Annotated in this window: 22 protein-coding genes and 1 pseudogene; 21 read left to right on the top strand and 2 right to left on the bottom strand. The window is 72.2% G+C overall.

Annotated elements, in window-relative coordinates:
• The first annotated feature begins 30 nt into the window (after positions 1 to 30).
• The 12 genes from rplS to IE321_RS26810 all read left to right on the top strand — a co-directional run bounded on the left by rplS (position 31) and on the right by IE321_RS26810 (position 10,022).
• Complete coding sequence (rplS, locus tag IE321_RS26865; RefSeq protein WP_043229374.1) at positions 31 to 381, top strand: 50S ribosomal protein L19; 351 nt, start codon at positions 31 to 33, stop codon at positions 379 to 381.
• A 69-nt stretch (positions 382 to 450) separates the two neighbouring features.
• Positions 451 to 1,326, top strand: a complete 876-nt coding sequence (gene lepB / locus IE321_RS26860; protein ID WP_190224847.1) for a signal peptidase I — start codon at positions 451 to 453, stop codon at positions 1,324 to 1,326.
• Complete coding sequence (gene lepB, locus IE321_RS26855; RefSeq protein WP_043229377.1) at positions 1,319 to 2,329, top strand: signal peptidase I; 1,011 nt, start codon at positions 1,319 to 1,321, stop codon at positions 2,327 to 2,329. The genes lepB (IE321_RS26860) and lepB (IE321_RS26855) overlap by 8 nt, the downstream gene beginning before the upstream one ends.
• A complete protein-coding gene (gene lepB / locus IE321_RS26850; RefSeq protein WP_190224853.1) occupies positions 2,265 to 3,254 on the top strand; it encodes a signal peptidase I in 990 nt (329 codons plus the stop codon). Before lepB (IE321_RS26855) ends, lepB (IE321_RS26850) begins: the two co-directional genes overlap by 65 nt.
• A gap of 53 nt (positions 3,255 to 3,307) precedes the next feature.
• Positions 3,308 to 4,063, top strand: coding sequence for a signal peptidase I (gene lepB / locus IE321_RS26845; protein ID WP_190224846.1), 756 nt, complete (start codon positions 3,308 to 3,310; stop codon positions 4,061 to 4,063).
• Positions 4,064 to 4,179: 116 nt separating this feature from the next.
• Positions 4,180 to 4,692: an NUDIX hydrolase gene (locus IE321_RS26840; protein ID WP_226651384.1), complete on the top strand. Its 513-nt coding sequence runs from the start codon at positions 4,180 to 4,182 to the stop codon at positions 4,690 to 4,692.
• Between the two features lie 55 nt (positions 4,693 to 4,747).
• Positions 4,748 to 5,056, top strand: a complete 309-nt coding sequence (locus IE321_RS26835) for a DUF2469 domain-containing protein (RefSeq protein ID WP_005311352.1) — start codon at positions 4,748 to 4,750, stop codon at positions 5,054 to 5,056.
• Between the two features lie 114 nt (positions 5,057 to 5,170).
• Entirely contained in the window at positions 5,171 to 5,536 is a 366-nt protein-coding gene (locus tag IE321_RS26830; RefSeq protein ID WP_043229399.1) for a YraN family protein, read from the top strand.
• A gap of 1 nt (position 5,537) precedes the next feature.
• Positions 5,538 to 7,151, top strand: coding sequence for a YifB family Mg chelatase-like AAA ATPase (locus tag IE321_RS26825; protein WP_190224844.1), 1,614 nt, complete (start codon positions 5,538 to 5,540; stop codon positions 7,149 to 7,151).
• Entirely contained in the window at positions 7,148 to 8,326 is a 1,179-nt protein-coding gene (dprA, locus tag IE321_RS26820; RefSeq protein ID WP_190224843.1) for a DNA-processing protein DprA, read from the top strand. Before IE321_RS26825 ends, dprA begins: the two co-directional genes overlap by 4 nt.
• 239 nt (positions 8,327 to 8,565) lie before the next feature.
• Positions 8,566 to 9,402, top strand: coding sequence for an RNA polymerase sigma factor WhiG (whiG, locus tag IE321_RS26815; RefSeq protein ID WP_043232705.1), 837 nt, complete (start codon positions 8,566 to 8,568; stop codon positions 9,400 to 9,402).
• Between the two features lie 53 nt (positions 9,403 to 9,455).
• Complete coding sequence (locus IE321_RS26810) at positions 9,456 to 10,022, top strand: TetR/AcrR family transcriptional regulator (RefSeq protein ID WP_043232703.1); 567 nt, start codon at positions 9,456 to 9,458, stop codon at positions 10,020 to 10,022.
• A 110-nt stretch (positions 10,023 to 10,132) separates the two neighbouring features.
• Here IE321_RS26810 and IE321_RS26805 read toward each other — a convergent pair whose 3' ends face one another.
• Entirely contained in the window at positions 10,133 to 10,600 is a 468-nt protein-coding gene (locus IE321_RS26805) for a M23 family metallopeptidase (protein ID WP_190224842.1), read from the bottom strand.
• 257 nt (positions 10,601 to 10,857) lie between these two features.
• On the opposite strand from IE321_RS26805, the gene rpsB reads away from it, so the two are divergent.
• From rpsB to IE321_RS26760, 9 genes are all read left to right on the top strand, one after another.
• Entirely contained in the window at positions 10,858 to 11,766 is a 909-nt protein-coding gene (gene rpsB / locus IE321_RS26800; protein WP_043226948.1) for a 30S ribosomal protein S2, read from the top strand.
• Between the two features lie 111 nt (positions 11,767 to 11,877).
• Positions 11,878 to 12,714, top strand: a complete 837-nt coding sequence (gene tsf / locus IE321_RS26795) for a translation elongation factor Ts (protein WP_043226949.1) — start codon at positions 11,878 to 11,880, stop codon at positions 12,712 to 12,714.
• Between the two features lie 165 nt (positions 12,715 to 12,879).
• The gene (gene pyrH / locus IE321_RS26790) at positions 12,880 to 13,647 is read left to right on the top strand and encodes a UMP kinase (protein ID WP_043227002.1); all 768 of its coding nucleotides are present in this window, start codon (positions 12,880 to 12,882) and stop codon (positions 13,645 to 13,647) included.
• A gap of 46 nt (positions 13,648 to 13,693) precedes the next feature.
• The gene (gene frr, locus IE321_RS26785; RefSeq protein ID WP_043226950.1) at positions 13,694 to 14,251 is read left to right on the top strand and encodes a ribosome recycling factor; all 558 of its coding nucleotides are present in this window, start codon (positions 13,694 to 13,696) and stop codon (positions 14,249 to 14,251) included.
• Entirely contained in the window at positions 14,251 to 15,360 is a 1,110-nt protein-coding gene (locus tag IE321_RS26780; RefSeq protein ID WP_079022233.1) for a phosphatidate cytidylyltransferase, read from the top strand. Before frr ends, IE321_RS26780 begins: the two co-directional genes overlap by 1 nt.
• A 208-nt stretch (positions 15,361 to 15,568) precedes the next feature.
• The gene (gene rlmN, locus IE321_RS26775; RefSeq protein ID WP_190224841.1) at positions 15,569 to 16,681 is read left to right on the top strand and encodes a dual-specificity RNA methyltransferase RlmN; all 1,113 of its coding nucleotides are present in this window, start codon (positions 15,569 to 15,571) and stop codon (positions 16,679 to 16,681) included.
• Between the two features lie 211 nt (positions 16,682 to 16,892).
• Positions 16,893 to 17,978 (top strand): thiamine ABC transporter substrate-binding protein, encoded by a 1,086-nt coding sequence (locus tag IE321_RS26770; RefSeq protein ID WP_190224840.1) that lies wholly within the window; start codon positions 16,893 to 16,895, stop codon positions 17,976 to 17,978.
• 38 nt (positions 17,979 to 18,016) lie between these two features.
• Positions 18,017 to 19,630, top strand: a complete 1,614-nt coding sequence (locus IE321_RS26765; RefSeq protein WP_190224852.1) for an ABC transporter permease — start codon at positions 18,017 to 18,019, stop codon at positions 19,628 to 19,630.
• Complete coding sequence (locus IE321_RS26760) at positions 19,630 to 20,667, top strand: ABC transporter ATP-binding protein (protein ID WP_190224839.1); 1,038 nt, start codon at positions 19,630 to 19,632, stop codon at positions 20,665 to 20,667. Before IE321_RS26765 ends, IE321_RS26760 begins: the two co-directional genes overlap by 1 nt.
• On the opposite strand, the pseudogene IE321_RS26755 reads toward IE321_RS26760, so the two are convergent.
• Positions 20,652 to 21,109, bottom strand: a pseudogene (locus IE321_RS26755) (hypothetical protein); the annotation flags it as partial. The gene IE321_RS26760 and the pseudogene IE321_RS26755 sit on opposite strands and share 16 nt — an antisense overlap.

Here is a 21,109-nt window from a genome sequence, read left to right as displayed (position 1 = left end):
CCTGTGGCATCGGCGAGGAAAGAGACCTCCATGGCCTCCCTGCTCGACCAGGTGAACGCGGCTTCCCTCCGCTCCGACCTGCCCGCCTTCCGTCCCGGCGACACCGTGAACGTCCACGTGCGCGTCATCGAGGGCAACCGCTCGCGTATCCAGCAGTTCAAGGGCGTCGTCATCCGCCGCCAGGGCTCCGGCGTCTCCGAGACCTTCACCGTCCGCAAGGTCTCGTTCTCCGTCGGCGTCGAGCGCACCTTCCCGGTGAACAGCCCGATCTTCGAGAAGATCGAGGTCGTGACCCGCGGTGACGTCCGTCGCGCCAAGCTCTACTACCTCCGTGAGCTCCGCGGCAAGGCCGCGAAGATCAAGGAGAAGCGCGACCGCTGAGCCACGGCTCACCGCTCGCGTGACGCTTCACGCTCCTCGTACAGGCGGGCCGGATAGGCTCACCCCCCGATGGACACCGAAGCACAGCACACGGAGCGCGACCCCTCCTCCCCGGCGGATCCCCAACCGGATCCCGCCTCGGACGACGGGTCGCGCTCCGTGCGCGTTTCCGGGGCACCCGAGGGCCCGGACACCAGCCCGGGACCCGGGACCGACGCCGAACCCGAGGCGGACCCCGACACCGGGCGCGGCCCCTCCTGGCGCAGGACGGGCCTGCTCGGCGCCGTCTGCGTGGTCTTCCTGCTCCTCCTCAGCCACTTCGTGGCCCAGCCGTTCCTGATCCCCAGCGGCTCCATGGAACCGACCCTCCAGGTCGGGGACCGGATCCTGGTCAACAAGCTGGCGTACCGTTTCAGCAGTGAGCCGCGCCGCGGGGACGTCGTCGTCTTCGACGGCACCGGATCCTTCGTCCAGGAGGAGCCCACCGGCGACCCCGTCACCGGCCTGCTGCACGACACCGCCGCCGCCCTCGGGCTCGCCGCCCCCGACGAGACCGACTTCGTGAAGCGCGTCGTCGGCGTCGGCGGCGACCGGGTCGTCTGCTGCGACGCGACCGGTCGGCTCACCGTCAACGGCGCCCGCGTCCAGGAGCCGTACCTCACCCCCGGCGACCGGCCCTCCGACGTGCCCTTCGACATCGTCGTCCCCCCGGGCACCCTCTGGGTGATGGGCGACCACCGCAGCCAGTCCAGCGACTCCCGCGACCACCTGGGCAACCCCGGCGGCGGCGTGGTCCCCGTCGACAAGGTCGTCGGCCGCGCCGACTGGATCGTCTGGCCCTTCGGCCGCTGGACCACCGTGAGCGAGAGCGACGCCTACGACGCCGTACCGCCGCCACCGGCCGGCGGACACCAGGTCGGCCCCCGGGGGAGGGCACATGGGTAGCCGCGGCCGCCGCCCCGGCGGCGAACCGGGCGGCACCGACGCGCCGCCGCCCGGCCGCGCCGAACGCCGCAGGCTCGCCCGCAAGGTCAAGAGGCGCCGGCAGCGCTCCGCGCTCCGCGAGATCCCCATCCTCGTCGGCGTCGCGGTGCTCATCGCGCTCGTCCTCAAGACCTTCCTCGTCCAGGCGTTCGTCATCCCCTCCGGCTCCATGGAGCAGACGATCCGGATCCGCGACCGCGTGGTCGTCGACAAACTCACCCCGTGGTTCGGCTCCGAACCCCGGCGCGGCGACGTCGTGGTCTTCAAGGACCCCGGCAACTGGCTCCACCAGGACACCGCCCCCGCCGCCGACGACCCCATCGGGATCAAGCAGCTCAAGCAGGCGCTGACCTTCATCGGCCTGATGCCCTCCGCCGACGAGCGGGACCTCATCAAGCGGGTTGTCGCGGTCGGCGGCGACACCGTCCGCTGCTGCGGTCAGGACGGCCGGATCACCGTCAACGGCGTGCCCCTGGACGAGCCGTACCTCAACCCCGGCGACAAGCCGTCCACGATCCCCTTCGACGTGAAGGTCCCCGAAGGCCGGATCTTCGTCCTCGGCGACCACCGCTCCGACTCCGCCGACTCCCGCTACCACCTGGACGAGCCGGGCCGGGGCACCGTCGCCCTGGAACAGGTCGTGGGCCGCGCCGTGGCGATCGCCTGGCCGCTCGGCCACTGGCGCGGCCTGGAGGAGCGGGACACCTTCGCCGCCGTGCCGGACGGACGTACGACCTCCGAGACCGCGCTCGGCATGTCGCATAGTGTGTCCTCGCGGAACGCGAACGGAATGCCCTGGCCGCCGACCCCTGCGGAACTCCTGCTCGTTATGGGAGTGGCGGGCCTGTCCCTGTTCCGGGGCGGGCAGTTGCACGGAGTGAGGAGTGGATGTGGGGGAAGTGGCCGTCGGCGCGCGTTCCGGACAGGACGGGCCCGAGGACAGGGCCGACGGGGCCAGAGGTGAGAACGTGACGGAAGAGAACACGAACGGCGACGGGACGTCGTCGTCCGGCGAGCGCCCGGAGCGGACCGGCGGGACCGGCGGTCCCGACGACACCGGTACCGACACCGGCGACGGCGGCGAACACGGCGAGAACGGCGCACCGCCGAGGAAGCAGCGTTCCTTCTGGAAGGAACTGCCCCTCCTCATCGGCATCGCCCTGATCCTCGCCCTGCTGATCAAGACCTTCCTGGTGCAGGCGTTCTCGATTCCCTCGGAATCGATGATGAACACCCTCAAGAAGGGCGACCGGGTCCTCGTCGACAAGCTGACCCCCTGGTTCGGCTCCGAGCCCGAGCGCGGCGAGGTCGTCGTCTTCCACGACCCGGGCGGCTGGCTGGAGACCGCCGAGACCCCCAAGCCCAACGCGATCCAGAAGTTCCTCAGCTTCATCGGCCTCATGCCGTCCGCCGAGGAGAAGGACCTCATCAAGCGGGTCATCGCCGTCGGCGGCGACACCGTCTCCTGCAAGGAGGGCGGCAAGGTCGTCCTCAACGGCAAGGAACTCGACGAGACCGCCTACCTCTACCCCGGCTCCGTCCCCTGCCAGGACTCCTTCGGCCCGATCAAGGTCCCCCAGGACCGCATCTGGGTCATGGGCGACAACCGGCAGAACTCCCTCGACTCCCGCTTCCACCAGGAGCTCCCCGGCGGCGGTACCATCGCCGAGGACCAGGTCGTCGGCCGCGCCGTGGTCGTCGCCTGGCCGATCACCCGCTGGGCCACCCTCCCGGTCCCGGACGTCTTCGACCAGCCCGGCCTCGACCCGGCCTCGGCCGCCGCCCCCGCCGCCCCCGCCGCCCTCCCGGCCGCGGCCGGACTCGCCGGAGCACTCCCGCTCGTGCTCTGGCGCCGCAAGAAGCGAGCCACACGGCATACCGCCGAGTAGCTTCCCGCGGGTAGGGTGCCGTCCCAGATCGTCGACAGACCCCTGGGGTGCGCATGAGCGGAACGACCAAGAAACGTGACGGCCACGGCCGGCTCGGCAGCGCACTGTCCGGGCTGGCCGTGGCCGTCGGCTGTCTGCTCTTCCTCGGCGGCTTCGTCGCCGGAGCGCTGCTCTACCAGCCGTACACCGTGCCCACCGGCTCCATGGCCCCCACCCTCGCCGTCGGCTCCAAGGTCCTCGCCCAGCGGATCGACGGCGACGAGGTCCGACGCGGCGACATCGTCGTCTTCAAGGACCCCCTGTGGGGCGACGCCACCATGGTCAAACGCGTCGTCGGCATCGGCGGCGACACTGTCGCCTGCTGCGGCACCGGCGGCCGCCTCACCGTCAACGGCACCCCGCTCGACGAGCCCTACCTCGGGACCGGCGCGGGCGGCCCGGGCGGCGTCGTCCCCGAGGAGTTCAGCGCCACCGTCCCCGAGGGCAGCCTCTTCCTCCTCGGCGACGACCGCACCACCTCCCTCGACTCCCGCAGCCACCTCGAGGACACCGCCCAGGGCTCCGTCCCCCGCTCCACCGTCGTCGCTCGCGTCGACTCCGTCGTCTGGCCGCTCGACGGCGGACTCGTGGACCGCCCCGCCGCCTTCGCCGCCCTCCCCGGCGGCGTCTCCACCCCCGGCCCCGTCGGCCTCCTGCTCACCGCCATCGCCGCCGGCGCCTTCCTCATCCTCGCCGGAGCCGCCTACGGCCCCGTCGCCAAGCTCCTGGGCGGGCGCGCCAAGCCCGCGAGGGAGAAGGTGAAGGCATGACGAGCGCTACGGGCTCGGTTCCTGGCGGTACGGGCTCTGTTCCTGGGGGTACGGGCGCTGCCGGTGGCGGTACGGGCTCCGTTCCTGGCGGTACGGGCTCCGCCGCGGAGGGCGACGTGGGCGGCGCAGCCGAGGCCGGCGACGTGGTCCGGCAGGTAGCGCGGGTCATCTTGCTCGACCCCGAGAACCGCGTCCTGCTCATGCACGGCCACGAACCCGACGACCCCACCGACACCTGGTGGTTCACCCCCGGCGGCGGACTGGAGGGCGACGAGACCCGCGCCCAGGCCGCCCTGCGCGAACTCGCCGAGGAGACCGGCCTCACCGACGTCGAACTCGGCCCCGTCCTCTGGCGCCGCCACTGCTCCTTCCCCTTCGCCGGCCGCCGCTGGGACCAGGACGAGTGGTACTACCTCGCCCGCACCCGCCACACCGGCCCCGTACCCGGCCCCCAGGCCCTCACCCCGCTGGAGACCCGCAGTCTCTCCGGCCTGAGATGGTGGACCTCCGCCGAACTGTCGGCGGCCCATGAGACCGTGTACCCCATCAGGCTCGCCGAGCTGCTGCGCACGCTGCTCGACGAGGGACCCCCGAGCACGCCCGTCGTTCTCGCCCCGGAAATCGTTTAGGGGCGCGCCCGGCTGGCGCACAATAGGGGGACGCACGGCTGAAGGGGAACATGCCATGAGCGCCGAGGACCTCGAGAAGTACGAGACCGAGATGGAGCTGAAGCTCTACCGGGAGTACCGCGACGTCGTCGGGCTGTTCAAATACGTGATCGAGACCGAGCGGCGCTTCTACCTCACCAACGACTACGAGATGCAGGTGCACTCGGTCCAGGGCGAGGTCTTCTTCGAAGTCAGCATGGCCGACGCCTGGGTCTGGGACATGTACCGGCCCGCCAGGTTCGTCAAGCAGGTCCGCGTCCTCACCTTCAAGGACGTCAACATCGAGGAGCTCAACAAGAGCGACCTCGAACTGCCCGGCAGCTGAACCCCCTCCTCTCACCCGTGTGAGTGAGCCGGTCTCCCACGACCGCCCACTCGTCCACAGCCCCGCACACGCACAGGACCACCTCCGTCACAGTCGGTGACGGAGGTGGTCCTCATGAACGCGACCCAAGCACTCGGACGGTACGGAGAAGAGCTGGCGGCCCGCCGGCTCACCGAGACCGGCCTGCACATCCTCGCCCGCAACTGGCGCCACGGCCGGACCGGAGAGATCGACATCGTCGCCCGGGACGGCGACACCCTCGTCATCTGCGAGGTCAAGACCCGACGGATCGGCGCCTTCGAACACCCCATGGCCGCCGTCACCCCCCACAAGACCGCCCGGCTCCTGCACCTCGCCGCCTGCTGGCTCGACCACACCGGCACCCCGCCACCCGCCGGCGGCGTCCGCGTCGACCTCATCGGCATTGTCCTGCCCCGACGCGGCGCCCCCGTCCTCACCCACGCACGAGGGGTGGCCTGAGATGGGATTCGCCCGCACCTGCTCCGTCGCCCTCGTCGGCGTCGAAGGCGTCGTCGTCGAGGTCCAGGCCGACCTCGAACCGGGCGTCGCCGCCTTCACCCTCGTCGGCCTCCCCGACAAGAGCCTCAGCGAGAGCCGCGACCGCGTCCGCGCCTCCGTCGTCAACTCCGGCGCCGAATGGCCCCAGAAGAAACTCACCGTCGGACTCAGCCCCGCCTCCGTCCCCAAATCAGGCAGCGGATTCGACCTCGCCGTCGCCGCCGCCGTCCTCGGCGCCGCCGAACGCATCGACCCCCGCTCCATCGCCGACCTCGTCCTCATCGGCGAACTCGGCCTCGACGGACGCGTCCGCCCCGTCCGCGGCATCCTCCCCGCCGTCCTCGCCGCCGCCGACGCCGGCTACCACCAGGTCGTCGTCCCCGAACAGACCGCCGGAGAAGCCTCCCTCGTCCCCGGCGTCTCCGTCCTCGGCGTCCACACCCTCCGCCAGCTCATCGCCGTCCTCACCGGCGAACCCGTCCCCGACGAGGACCCCGCCGACCACGGCCGGCCCGACGCCATGCTCGCCGGCCTCCTCGTCCCCGGCGCCGGCATCGGCACCGGACTCGCCCCCGACCCCGGTGAAGGCCCCGACCTCGCCGACGTCGCCGGACAGCACACCGCCCGCCGCGCCCTGGAGATCGCCGCCGCAGGCGGCCACCACCTGCTCCTCACCGGACCACCCGGCGCCGGCAAGACCATGCTCGCCGAACGCCTCCCCGGCATCCTCCCGCCCCTCACCCGACAGGAATCCCTCGAAGTCACCGCCGTCCACTCCGTCGCCGGCATCCTCCCGCCCGGCGAACCCCTCGTCCGCCGCGCCCCCTACTGCGCCCCCCACCACTCCGCCACCATGCAGTCCCTCGTCGGCGGCGGAAACGGCATCCCCCGCCCCGGCGCCGTCTCCCTCGCCCACCGGGGCGTCCTCTTCATGGACGAGGCCCCCGAGTTCTCGACCAAAGCCCTCGACGCCCTCCGCCAGCCCCTCGAATCCGGACACGTCGTCATCGCCCGCGCCGCGGGCGTCGTCCGCCTCCCCGCCCGCTTCCTCCTCACCCTCGCCGCCAACCCCTGCCCCTGCGGCCGCCACACCCTCCACGGCGCCGGCTGCGACTGCCCGCCCTCCGCCGTCCGCCGCTACCAGGCCCGCCTCTCCGGCCCCCTCCTCGACCGCGTCGACCTCCGCGTCGAAGCCGAACCCGTCACCCGCGACGACCTCCTCGGCCGCAGCGGCCGCGGCGAACCCACCACCACCGTCGCCGACCGCGTCCGCGAAGCCCGCGCCCGCACCACCGCCCGCCTCACCGGCACCCCCTGGACCCTCAACAGCGAGATCCCCGGCCACGAACTCCGCACCCGCTACCTCGCCGCCCCCGGCGCCCTCGCCCACGCCGAACGCGACATCGAACGAGGACTCCTCACCGCCCGCGGCCTCGACCGCGTCCTCCGCGTCGCCTGGACCATCGCCGACCTCTCCGGACACGACCGCCCCGACCACGCCGACATCGCCCACGCCCTCGAACTCCGCACCGGCATCGCCCGAGGCGTCCCCCTCACCACCGGAGACCGACCGTGACCGACCACCACCCCACCCCCACCCCGACCCCCGACGCCGAACGACTCGCCCGCGCCGCCCTCACCCGCATCCTCGAACCCGGCGACGAACAAGCCGGCCACGCCCTCCGCACCCACGGCGCCACCCGGCTCCTCACCCTCCTGCGCGACCCCCGCGAACCCCCACTCCCCGGCACCGGCCCCCGCCGCCTCGCCGGCTGGCGCCACCGCGCCCGCACCACCACACCCGAGGCCGACCTCGACCACATCACCCGACTCGACGGCCGCTTCCTCGTCCCCGGCGACCCAGACTGGCCCACCCAGCTCGACGACCTCGGCGACGCCCGGCCCGTCGGCCTCTGGACCCGCGGCCCCGCCCCCCTGCGCACCTGGGCCCTGCGCTCCGTCGCCCTCGTCGGCGCCCGCGCCTGCACCCCCTACGGCGCCCACACCGCCGCCGAACTCGCCACCGGACTCAGCCGCCACGGCTGGATCGTCGTCTCCGGCGCCGCCTACGGCATCGACGGCGCCGCCCACCGCGGCGCCCTCGCCGCCGGCGGAGCCACCGCCGCCGTCCTCGCCAGCGGCGTCGACACCCCCTACCCCCGCGGCCACACCGCGCTCCTCGACCGCATCGCCCACCAAGGACTCCTCATCGGCGAACTCCCACCCGGAAGCCACCCCACCCCCAGCCGCTTCATCCTCCGCAACCGCGTCATCGCCGCCCTCACCCGAGGCACCGTCGTCGTCGAGGCCCGGCACCGCAGCGGCTCCCTCGTCACCGCCCGCGCCGCCCTCCGCCTCGGCCGCCACACCATGGGCGTCCCCGGCCCCGTCACCAGCGCCCTCTCCGCGGGCGTCCACGAGCTGCTGCGCGGCGGCGCCACCCTCGTCACCGACGCGGACGAGGTCGTCGAACTCGTCGGCGCCATCGGCGACCTCGCCCCCGCCCGACGCGGCCCCGTCCTGCCCCGGGACCTCCTCGACCCCGCCGCCGCCCAGGTCCTCGAAGCCCTCCCCGTCCACCCGCCCGCACCCACCGCGGAGATCGCCCGCCGCGCCGGGGCCGGCCCCGACGACACCCTCGCCCGGCTGTACGAACTCCACGCCCTCGGTCACGCCGAGCGGGACGGCGACGGATGGAGGTTGACGAACACCGGCAAGCCGGGGTCGAACGCGCGGCGAGGCGGTCCTTGACCTGGCGCATTCGGGTGAAAAGGTGAAGCCGATGAACAACCGAGTTCTCTCGGCCGCACCGGCGGGGCCGACACGCGCCACGACCCCGGTTCGAAGATGTGGCCGACCGCGTCCCCCGGGACCGACGCGATCCGCTCCCGTTCGCTCACCGCGACACCGCACTCACGCTACGCTCACCAGGATTCCCCACAGGACACCCAGACCGACACACCCGACAGCAGAACGGCTCAAGGCAACGCATGCCCCAGCACACCTCCGGGTCTGACCGCGCTGCGGTGCCCCCCGCAGCCCGGGGCACCGTGCGGCCGGCCGCGCCGACCTCGCTCGACGAGCTGTGGCGCTCGTACAAGTCCTCCGGCGACGAGCGCCTGCGGGAGCAGCTGATCCTGCACTACTCGCCCCTCGTCAAGTACGTCGCCGGACGCGTCAGCGTCGGCCTGCCGTCCAACGTCGAACAGGCGGACTTCGTCTCCTCCGGGGTGTTCGGCCTCATCGACGCCATCGAGAAGTTCGACGTCGAGCGCGCCATCAAGTTCGAGACCTACGCCATCACCCGCATCCGCGGCGCGATGATCGACGAACTCCGCGCCCTCGACTGGATCCCCCGCTCCGTGCGCCAGAAGGCCCGCAACGTCGAGCGCGCCTACGCCACCCTCGAAGCCCAGCTCCGCCGCACCCCCAGCGAGAGCGAGGTCGCCGCCGAACTCGGCATCCAGCTGGAGGAACTGCACGCGGTCTTCAGCCAGTTGTCCCTGGCCAACGTCGTCGCCCTGGAAGAGCTCCTGCACGTCGGCGGCGAGGGCGGCGACCGGCTCTCGCTCATGGACACCCTGGAGGACACGGCCGCCGACAACCCCGTCGAGGTCGCCGAGGACCGCGAACTGCGCCGACTGCTCGCCCGCGCCATCAACACCCTCCCCGAGCGCGAGAAGACCGTCGTCACGCTCTACTACTACGAGGGCCTGACCCTCGCCGAGATCGGCAACGTCCTCGGCGTCACCGAGAGCCGCGTCAGCCAGATCCACACCAAGTCCGTCCTGCAGCTCCGCGCCAAGCTGGCCGATGTAGGGCGCTGACCCGCCCCCGCCGGTCGTACAGTGGAGCCGTGCCCAGGATTCGAGCGGCCTCCGTGGCCGAGCACCGGACCATGCAGCGCGGCGCCCTCCTGGACGCCGCGCGTTCCCTGCTGTCCGAGGGCGGGACGGAGGCGCTGACCTTCCCCGCGCTCGCCGAGCGCACCGGCCTCGCCCGCTCGTCGGTGTACGAGTACTTCCGCTCCCGCGCCGCCGTCGTCGAGGAACTGTGCGCGGTCGACTTCCCCGTCTGGGCCGCCGAGGTCGAACTCGCGATGGCCGACGCCGACACCCCCGACGCCAAGGTCGCCGCCTACGTCCGCACCCAGCTGGACCTGGTCGGCGACCGCCGCCACCGCGCCGTCGTCGCCATCTCGGCCGGCGAGCTCGACGACGGCGCCCGCGAGAAGATCCGCGCCGCCCACGGCGGCCTCGTCGCCATGGTCGTCGAAGCCCTCGCCGACCTCGGCGTCCCCGAGCCCCGCCTCGGCGCCATGCTCCTCCAGGGCGTCGTCGACGCCGCCGTCCGCCGCATCGAACTCGGCGCCGCCGAGGACCCGACCGTCGTCGCCGACGCGGCGGTCTCCATGGCCCTCCACGGCGTCACCGGCCCCACCTCCTGAACCAGGGGGCCCTCCCTCCCCCCCCGCCCCCCACCCCCTCCCTCCCCCCCCCCGCGCCCCATGCCTCAGGCCTCAGGCCCCATGCCCCAGGCCACCCCGCTCCCCCCCCGCTACCCGTCGACCGGGAGCAGCCGGGAGTGTGGTCGGGGTGTCAGGAGGAGGGGGTTCAGGTAGTCCTTGCCGCGGAGCAGGCCCCAGTGGAGGCAGCTCGTGGGGCAGTGGGTGCCGGGGGTGAGTGTGGCGATCGGGGTTCCGGCGGAGACGTGGGTGCCTCGGGGGGTGAGGGGGGTGACGGGGGAGAAGGTGGTGCGGAGCGGGGGAGTGCCGGTACCCGTGAGGGTGAGGGTGACGACGCCGCGGCCGCCGACGGGGCCGGCGAAGGTGACCGTTCCGTCGGCGGGGGCCAGGACGGGGGTGCCGGGGGGTGCGGCGAGGTCGATGCCGCGGTGGCCGGCGGCGTAGGGGCCCGGTGGTGGGCGCCAGCCGCGGAGGATCTCGGGCGGGGGCGGGGGCGGGGGCGGGGGCGGGGCCACGGGCCAGAGCAGGGCGAGGGCGAGGATCACGGTGGTGAGCTGCATGGGGAGAGCCTCCCCGGGCGGGGAGGCCACCGGTGGGGAAGGCCGATTTCTGTGGACGAGCGGCGGCCTGTGGACAGTGCCGTCACCCGCCGCTCCCGGGGTCCCGTACACTTCCTATGGCGACCCGGGTCACCGGGTCGACTTCGCACGCCCCGCCACTCGTCTCTCAGAGCGCGGTGGCAGCGCCTTTCGGTCCTTCGTGGCACGGCGCGCCGGGGCGTCAGGAACACAACCGAGAAACCCAAGGAGATACGGCCATGGCCGTCGTCACGATGCGGGAGCTGCTGGAGAGCGGCGTCCACTTCGGTCACCAGACCCGTCGCTGGAACCCGAAGATGAAGCGCTTCATCTTCACCGAGCGCAACGGCATCTACATCATCGACCTGCTCCAGTCGCTGTCGTACATCGACCGCGCCTTCGAGTTCGTCAAGGAGACCGTCGCCCACGGTGGCTCCGTGATGTTCGTCGGTACGAAGAAGCAGGCCCAGGAGGCCATCGCCGAGCAGGCGACGCGCGTCGGCATGCCCTACGTGAACCAGCGCTGGCTGGGCGGCATGCTCACCAACTTCTCGACCGTCTACAAGCGTCTGCAGCGCCTCAAGGAGCTCGAGCAGATCGACTTCGAGGACGTCGCGGCGTCGGGTCTCACCAAGAAGGAGCTCCTGGTCCTCTCGCGCGAGAAGGCCAAGCTGGAGAAGACCCTCGGTGGTATCCGCGAGATGCAGAAGGTGCCGAGCGCCGTCTGGATCGTCGACACCAAGAAGGAGCACATCGCCGTCGGCGAGGCTCGCAAGCTCAACATCCCGGTCGTCGCGATCCTCGACACCAACTGTGACCCCGACGAGGTCGACTACAAGATCCCGGGCAACGACGACGCGATCCGCTCCGTCACCCTGCTCACCCGCGTGATCGCCGACGCCGTCGCCGAGGGCCTCATCGCCCGTTCCGGCGCCGCGACCGGCGACTCGAAGCCGGGCGAGAAGGCCGCCGGCGAGCCGCTCGCCGAGTGGGAGCGCGACCTGCTCGAGGGCGAGAAGAAGGACGAGGCCGCCGAGGTCCAGTCCTCCGCCGAGACCGAGAAGGCCGTCGAGGCCGAGGCCCAGGTCGAGACCCCGGCCGCCGAGGTCGAGGCCGCCGAGGCCGAGGCTCCGGCCGAGCAGGCCTGACCCTTCCGCACTCCGGAACACCACGGAGGTGACGGCGGGGGCCCAAGAAGCCCCCGCCGTCCCGCCGTAGATCTTCGTAGATCTTTCTGACTTCGAGAGAGAAACAGACTCATGGCGAACTACACCGCCGCTGACGTCAAGAAGCTCCGTGAGCTCACCGGCGCCGGCATGATGGACTGCAAGAAGGCCCTCGAAGAGGCCGACGGCAACGTCGACAAGGCCGTCGAGGCCCTGCGCATCAAGGGCCAGAAGGGTGTCGCCAAGCGCGAGGGCCGCTCCGCCGAGAACGGCGCCGTGGTCTCCCTCATCGCCGACGACAACACCTCCGGCGTCCTCGTCGAGCTGAAGTGCGAGACGGACTTCGTCGCCAAGGGTGACAAGTTCCTCGCCGTCGCCAACGCCCTCGCCGCGCACGTCGCCGCCACCAAGCCGGCCGACATCGAGGCCCTGCTCGCCTCCGAGATCGAGGCCGGCAAGACCGTGCAGGCCTTCGTGGACGAGGCCAACGCCAACCTCGGCGAGAAGATCGTCCTGGACCGCTTCGCTGCCTACGCCGACGGCTACGTCTCCGCGTACATGCACCGCACCATGCCGGACCTCCCGCCGCAGATCGGTGTCCTCGTCGAGCTCGACAAGGAGAACGCCGAGGTCGCCAAGGGCGTCGCGCAGCACATCGCCGCCTTCGCGCCGAAGTACCTCACCCGTGAGGAGATCCCGGCCGAGGTCGTCGAGTCCGAGCGTCGCATCGCCGAGGAGACCACCCGCGCCGAGGGCAAGCCCGAGGCCGCGATCGCCAAGATCGTCGAGGGTCGCGTCAACGGCTTCTTCAAGGACGCCACGCTGCTCGGCCAGCCGTACGCCCTGGACAACAAGAAGTCTGTCCAGCAGGTCCTCAACGAGGCCGGTGTCACCCTGAAGCGCTTCACCCGCATCAAGGTCGGCATCTGAGTCCGTTCGCCACACGCGACGGACACCGGACCCGGGTAGGGTCTGAGACAGTCGTCCCGCCCCGGGCGGGACGACCGCAGATGTGACGAGGAGGCCATTGCCGTACGGGAAACCCACGAGGACCCAAGGCAATGGCCTTCTTCGTATGTGTACGAGGAGATCTCCATGAATCAGGGCGCCGAACAGGGCCACGACGACAACAGCGGCAAGAAGCTCGGCCGCTACATGCTGAAGCTGTCCGGGGAAGCCTTCTCCGGCGGTACCGGTCTCGGTGTCGACCCGGACGTCGTGCACGCCATCGCGCGTGAGATCGCGGCCGTGGTCCGCGACGGCGCTCAGATCGCGATCGTGATCGGCGGCGGCAACTTCTTCCGCGGTGCCGAACTCCAGCAGCGCGGCATGGACCGGGCCCGCTCCGACTACATGGGCATGCTCGGCACCGTGATGAACTGCCTCGCCCTCCAGGACTTCCTGGAGAAGGAGGGCATCGACTCGCGCGTCCAGACCGCCATCACCATGGGCCAGGTCGCCGAGCCGTACATCCCGCTGCGGGCCGTGCGCCACCTGGAGAAGGGCCGCGTGGTCATCTTCGGTGCGGGCATGGGCATGCCGTACTTCTCCACGGACACCACCGCCGCCCAGCGCGCGCTGGAGATCGACGCCGAGGCCCTCCTCATGGGCAAGAACGGCGTGGACGGTGTCTACGACTCCGACCCGCGGACCAACCCCGGCGCGGTCAAGTTCGACGCCCTGGAGTACAGCGAGGTCATCACGCGTGACCTCAAGGTCGCCGACGCCACCGCCATCACCCTGTGCCGCGACAACAAGCTCCCGATCCTCGTCTTCGAACTGCTCGCCGAGGGCAATATCGCGCGCGCCGTCACGGGTGAGAAGATCGGCACGCTCGTGAGCGACCAGGGCACCCGGGCCTGAGGCCCGCTCTCAACCGACACAACGCGACGACACGCAGGAGCATGTGGTGATCGAAGAGACCCTCCTCGAGGCCGAGGAGAAGATGGAGAAGGCGGTCGTGGTCGCCAAGGAGGACTTCGCCGCGATCCGCACCGGCCGTGCGCACCCGGCGATGTTCAACAAGATCGTGGCCGACTACTACGGCGCCCTCACGCCCATCAACCAGCTGGCGTCGTTCTCGGTGCCGGAGCCGCGCATGGCCGTGGTGACCCCGTTCGACAAGAGCGCGCTGCGCAACATCGAGCAGGCCATCCGCGACTCGGACCTCGGCGTCAACCCGAGCAACGACGGCAACATCATCCGAGTGACCTTCCCGGAGCTGACCGAGGAGCGTCGCCGGGACTACATCAAGGTCGCCAAGGGCAAGGCCGAGGACTCCAAGATCTCGATCCGCTCCGTGCGGCGCAAGGCCAAGGAGACCATCGACAAGTTCGTCAAGGACGGCGAGGTCGGTGAGGACGAGGGCCGCCGCGCGGAGAAGGAGCTCGACGACACCACCGCGAAGTACGTCGCGCAGGTGGACGAGCTGCTGAAGCACAAGGAAGCCGAGCTCCTCGAGGTCTGATGAACGACTCATCCTGGGGGGCGCCGGCGGCCGGTTCAGGTCTCGGCGGACCCGACCAGGGGCCTGCCCCGGCGGGTCCCGCCCACGATCGGCACCGGGCGGCGCAGACTCGCCCCATGCCCATCGTGCCCGACGTACCCGCCGGCGGATTCCAGGACGGACACGGACGGGGGGCCGCCCACCCGGGCGGTCCCCTGTTCCGTGACGAGACCCCGCACGAGCACCCGCAGGAGCCCATGCCCAGCCCCGTCCCGCCTCCTCCGCCGTCCGCGGCCCCCGCGCCGCGGCAGAAGAAGAGCGCGGGCCGGGACCTGGGCGCGGCCATAGGGGTCGGCGTCGGTCTCGGGGCCGTGATCATCGCGTCGCTGTTCATCTGGAAGCCGGCGTTCGTCGGCGTGGTGGCGGTGGCCGTGGTCGTCGGCCTGTGGGAGCTGACCTCCCGGCTCCAGGAGCGCAAGGCGATCAAGGCGCCGCTGGTGCCGCTCGCCGTCGGCGGCGCGGCGATGGTCGTCGCCGGGTACGTGCGGGGCCCCGAGGGCGCCTGGGTCGCGATGGCCCTGACGGCGCTCGCGGTGCTCGTCTGGCGGATGACGGAACCCCCCGAGGGGTACCTGAAGGACGTCACGGCGGGCGTCTTCGCCGCGTTCTACGTGCCGTTCCTGGCGACGTTCGTGGCGATGCTGCTCACCGCCGACGACGGGCCGTGGCGGGTGCTGACCTTCCTGCTGCTCACCGTGGTCAGCGACACCGGGGCGTACGCGGTGGGCTGGCGCTTCGGCAAGCACAAGCTGGCGCCGCGGATCAGCCCCGGCAAGACCCGCGAGGGACTGTTCGGCGCGGTGGCCTTCGCGATGGCGGCCGGCGCGCTGTGCATGCAGTTCCTGATCGACGACGGGACCTGGTGGCAGGGCCTGATCCTCGGCCTGGCGGTGGCGGCGAGCGCGACGCTCGGCGACCTCGGCGAGTCGATGATCAAGCGGGACCTGGGCATCAAGGACATGGGCACGCTCCTCCCCGGCCACGGCGGCATCATGGACCGGCTGGACTCGCTCCTGCCGACCGCGCCGGTGGTGTGGCTGCTGCTGGCACTGTTCGTGGGCACGGGCTGAGCGGGCGGTCGCCCGCGCCGCTCGTCGGAACGGGTTGACGGGCAGCGGGTACTCTGGAAGGGCTCGGGACGTGTGTTCCGGGCCCTTTCGTCGTCCTCGCCACCGCGGGGACGGTCCAGTGAGGTCTCCTGGCTTCGGCACCGTGTTGCCGTGCTTCCGCCGCCGCGCGGGTGCCAGACCTCGTGCCTGTTTGAGGAGAGACGCCGCCGTGGCCCGTCCGCTGCCCGGAGAACTCACTTTCGTCGCCCCGCGCGGAGCCAAGAAGCCGCCGCGGCACCTCGCCGACCTCTCGCCCGCCGAGCGGAAGGAGGCCGTCGCCGCGATCGGCGAGAAGCCCTTCCGCGCCAAGCAGCTGTCGACGCACTACTTCGCGCGGTACGCGCACGACCCCGCCGAGTGGACGGACATCCCGGCCGCCTCGCGGGAGAAGCTGGCCGGGGAGCTGCTGCCCGACCTGATGTCGGTGGTCCGGCACATCTCGTGCGACGAGGACACCACCCGCAAGACCCTGTGGCGGCTGCACGACGGAACGCTCGTCGAGTCGGTGCTGATGCGCTACCCGGACCGGGTGACGATGTGCATCTCCTCGCAGGCCGGCTGCGGCATGAACTGCCCGTTCTGCGCGACCGGCCAGGCCGGTCTCGACCGGAACCTGTCGACCGCCGAGATCGTGCACCAGATCGTCGACGGCATGCGCGCGCTGCGTGACGGCGAGGTGCCCGGCGGGCCCGCGCGGCTGTCGAACATCGTCTTCATGGGCATGGGCGAGCCGCTCGCCAACTACAAGCGGGTCGTCGGCGCCATCCGCCGGCTCACCGACCCCGAGCCCGACGGCCTCGGCCTGTCGCAGCGCGGGATCACCGTCTCCACGGTCGGGCTCGTCCCGGCGATGCTGCGCTTCGCCGACGAGGGCTTCAAGTGCCGGCTCGCCGTCTCGCTGCACGCCCCCGACGACGAGCTGCGCGACACCCTGGTGCCGGTGAACACCCGCTGGAAGGTGCGGGAGGTGCTGGACGCCGCCTGGGAGTACGCGGAGAAGTCCGGCCGCCGGATCTCCATCGAGTACGCCCTCATCCGGGACATCAACGACCAGGCGTGGCGCGGTGACCTGCTCGGCAAGCTGCTCAAGGGCAAGCGCGTGCACGTCAACCTCATCCCGCTGAACCCGACGCCGGGCTCGAAGTGGACCGCCTCCCGCCCGGAGGACGAGAAGGCGTTCGTCGACGCGATCGCCCGGCACGGCGTGCCGGTCACCGTCCGCGACACCCGCGGCCAGGAGATCGACGGCGCCTGTGGACAGCTCGCGGCCTCCGAACGCTGACCTTGTACCCTGTGCTCGAACACACCTGCATATTCCGACAGGGGAGCGCCACAGCGCTGAGAGTGCGGTAACCGTAGACCGCAGACCCTCTGAACCTCGCCCAGGTCATTCTGGGTAGGAAGTTCGGTCGTAACTCGAGCTGTTGCGCCCTGCCCACCTCCGGGTGGGCGGGGCCGCGTCTCCTTCTGGTCCCACCCAGGAGGACAACCACATGCACACCAAGAAGGCCGCCGCCGTCGCGCTCGCCGCGGCGCTCGGCGTCACGAGCCTCGCCGCCTGCTCCACGGAGGACGTCCGGGACGCCGCGGGCAAGTCCGGGTCGCCCGCGCCGAAGACCGTGACCCTCGTGAGCCACGACTCCTTCAACGCCTCCAAGGAGGTGCTGGCCGAGTTCACGAAGCAGACCGGTTTCACGGTCAAGGTCCTCAAGGCCGGCGACGCCGGCGAGGCCGTCAACAAGGAGATCCTGACCAAGGGCTCCCCGCAGGGCGACGTCTTCTTCGGCGTCGACAACACCCTCCTCTCCCGCGCGGTCGAGAACGGCATCTTCGAGACGTACGAGGCGAAGGGCGCGGACCGGATCCCGGCCGGCTTCAAGCTCGACAAGCGGGTCACCCCGATCGACACCGGCGACATCTGCGTCAACTACGACAAGAAGTACTTCGCCGACAAGAAGCTGGCGCCGCCGCAGTCCTTCGACGACCTGGCGAAGCCGGAGTACAAGGACCTCCTCGTGGTGGAGAACCCCGAGCGGTCCTCCCCGGGCCTCGGCTTCCTCCTCGGCACCGTCGCGAAGTACGGCGACGCGGGCTGGCAGGACTACTGGTCGAAGCTGAAGGCGAACGGCGTGAAGACCGTCGACAGCTGGGAGCTCGCCTACAACCAGGAGTTCTCCGGCTCGGCCGGCGGCAAGGAGGCCAAGGGCGACCGCCCGCTGGTCGTCTCCTACGCCTCCAGCCCGCCGGTCGAGGTGCTGTACGCCGAGCCGCAGCCGAAGGAGGCCCCCACCGGGGTGTCCACCGGCACCTGCTTCCGGCAGATCGAGTTCGCCGGTCTGCTGAGCGGGGCGAAGAACCCCGAGGGCGGCAAGGCGCTGATCGACTTCCTGATCTCGAAGAAGTTCCAGGACGACATGCCGCTCCAGATGTTCGTGAACCCGGTGGCGAAGGACGCGACCCTGCCGGAGCTGTTCACGAAGCACGGCGTGGTCGTCGAGAAGCCGGAGACGATGGAGCCGGAGAAGATCGCCGAGAAGCGCGAGGCGTGGATCCAGCAGTGGTCGTCGCTCCTCAAGTGAGGTCCGGCCGCGGGGGGAGCGCGGCGCGGCTGGGGCTGATGGTCCTGCCCGTCGCGTTCTTCGCCGTCTTCTTCGCCTGGCCCGTCGTGTCGATCGTCGAGCGCGGGCTGCGGCCCGACGGCGCCTGGGACCTCGGCGCGATCGGGCGGACCCTGGGCCGTTCCGACATCCTCGACGTGCTCGGCTTCACCGTCTGGCAGGCGGCCGCCTCCACCGGGCTGACGCTGGTGGTGGCGCTGCCGGGCGCGTACGTCTTCGCCCGCTTCGCCTTCCCCGGCAAGGGCGTGCTGCGGGCGGTGGTGACCGTGCCGTTCGTGCTGCCCACGGTGCTGGTCGGCACCGCGTTCCTGGCCCTGCTGGGCCGGGGCGGGTTCACCGACGAGCTGTGGGGGCTGCGGCTCGACACCGGTGTGGGGGCGATCCTCCTCGCGCACGTCTTCTTCAACTACGCGGTCGTCGTCCGGACCGTCGGCGGGCTGTGGGCGCAGCTCGATCCGCGCCAGGAGGAGGCGGCCCGGGTGCTCGGCGCCTCCCGGTGGACGGCGTGGCGGGCGGTGACGCTGCCGGCGCTGGTGCCGGCGGTGTCGGCAGCGGCGCTGATGGTCTTCCTCTTCACGTTCACGTCGTTCGGCGTCGTGCAGATCCTCGGCGGGGACGCGTACACGACGCTGGAGGCGGAGATCTACCGGCAGACGGCCCGGCTGCTCGACCTGCGGACGGCGGCCGTGCTCACGCTGACGCAGTTCGTGGCGGTCGGCGCGATCCTGGCCGTGCACGCCCGGACGGTGCGGCGGCGGGAGACGGCGCTGCGGCTCGTCCCGCCGGAGCTGACCGCACGCCGGCCGCGCGGCGTCGGGCAGTGGGCGCTGCTCGGCGGGGTGCTGGCCTCGGTGGCGGTGCTGATCCTGCTGCCGCTCGGGGTGCTGGTGGAGCGTTCCTTCGCCACGCCGGAGGGGTACGGGCTCCGCTACTACCGGGCGCTGGGTTCGCTGGACGAGGCCGGGACGTTCCTGGTGCCGCCGCTGGAGGCGGTCGGGAACTCGCTGCGGTACGCGGTCGCGGCCACGGCCATCGCGGTGGTGATCGGCGGGCTCGCGGCGGCGGCGCTCACGAGGCGGGCCGGACGCCTGGTGCGGGGCTTCGACGCGCTGCTGATGCTGCCGCTCGGGGTGTCGGCCGTGACGGTCGGCTTCGGGTTCCTGATCACGCTGGACGAGCCGCCGTTCGACCTGCGGGCCAGCTGGATCCTGGTGCCGCTCGCGCAGGCGCTGGTCGGCGTGCCCTTCGTGGTGCGGACGATGCTGCCGGTGCTGCGGGCGGTGGACCAGCGGCTGCGGGAGGCGGCGGCGGTGCTCGGCGCGTCGCCGTGGCGGGCCTGGCGGGAGGTGGACCTGCCGCTGGTGCGGCGGGCGCTGCTGATCGCGGCCGGGTTCGCCTTCGCGGTGTCGCTCGGCGAGTTCGGCGCGACCGTCTTCATCGCCCGGCCCGACAACCCGACGCTGCCGGTCGCGGTGGCGCGGCTGCTGGGCCGGCCGGGCGAGCTCAACTACGGGCAGGCGATGGCCCTGTCGACGATTCTGATGGTGGTGTGCGCGGTGTCCCTGCTGCTGCTCGAACGGCTGCGGACCGACCGGACCACCGGGGAGTTCTGATGCTGACCCTTGAGGGAGCGACCGTACGGTTCGGGGCGCGGGCGGTCCTCGACGCGGTGGACCTGGCGGTCGCCGAGCACGAGATCGTCTGTGTGCTGGGCCCGAGCGGGTCCGGCAAGTCGACGCTGCTGCGGGCGGTCGCCGGGCTCCAGGCGCTGGACGCGGGCCGGGTGCTGCTCGCGGGCGCGGACCAGGCGGGGGTGCCGGTGCACCGGCGCGGGGTGGGCCTGATGTTCCAGGACCACCAGCTCTTCCCGCAGAGGGACGTCGCCGGGAACGTGGCCTTCGGGCCGCGGATGCACGGCGTGCCGAAGGACGAGCGGGCCGGGCGGGTCGAGGAGCTGCTGGACCTGGTCGGGCTGCCGGGCGCGGGCCGGCGCGCGGTCGCCTCGCTGTCCGGCGGCGAGCAGCAGCGGGTGGCGCTGGCGAGGGCGCTGGCGCCGCGGCCCCGGCTGCTGATGCTGGACGAGCCGCTGGGGCAGCTGGACCGGGGGCTGCGGGAGCGGCTCGTGGTGGAGCTGCGGGCACTGTTCGGGCGGCTCGGGACGACGGTCCTGGCGGTCACCCACGACCAGGGGGAGGCGTTCGCGCTCGCGGACCGGGTGGTGGTGATGCGGGACGGACGGATCGTGCGGTCGGGCACGCCGGTGGAGGTGTGGCAGCGGCCGGGTTCGGAGTTCGTGGCCCGCTTCCTGGGGTTCGAGAACGTCGTCCCGGCGACGGTGTCCGGGGCGGTGGCGGAGACGGCGTGGGGCCGGATCCCGGTCCCGGAGGGCTCCGCCCAGGGGGAGCGGACGCTGCTGGTCCGTCCGGCGGGGGTCCGGGTGGGCGCCGCGGGCGGGGGGCTGGCCTGCCGGGTGGAGTCCCGCACCTTCCGCGGCCACCACGTGACGGTCGTGCTGCGTCCGGCGGACGGGCCGCCGCTGGAGGCGGAGTGCGCGCCGCGCGAGGTGCCGGAGGAGGGCGCGGAGGTGGCGGTGGCCTTCCGCGCGGAGGACGTGGTGGTGCTGGACGGGGCCGGTCAGAGCCGGTCGTAGAGGGCGCGTAGCCAGGGGCGGCGGACCTCGGGCATGCGGGCGAGGGTCCTGCGGAGCGTGCGGTGGTCGGGCGGGAAGGGGTGCCCCGGGCGTTCCGGGTGGGGGTAGTCGTCGCGGACGACCTGGGCCGGCAGGGTTCCGGACACCGGCGTCGGAGAGGTCTCCCCGGGTCCCGTCAGGTAGGCCCAGACGGGGGCGGGGAGCGGGACGGCGATCGCGTCCCCGGGCGGCCGCCAGGGCTCTCCGGTCCGTCGGTCGGCGGGGACGAGGACGATGCCGGCGTCCGTCCCGGGCAGGCCGGGGCCGGCCAGGCCGACGCTCGGGCCGGGCGCCCCGGCCGGGAGCCGCCGCTCGACGGCCCGGCCGAACATCGCGGTCGGGAGGCCGGCGGGGAGGACCGGGGCCCGGCCGCCGGTGGCGGCCCGCAGCCGGGCGAGGGCGG

Source organism: Streptomyces hydrogenans, assembly GCF_014656075.1.
In the GTDB taxonomy this organism is placed as follows: Bacteria; Actinomycetota; Actinomycetes; order Streptomycetales; family Streptomycetaceae; genus Streptomyces; species Streptomyces hydrogenans.
Note: the sequence above shows the minus strand (reverse complement) of the source record. Positions and strands in the feature narration are given on the sequence as shown.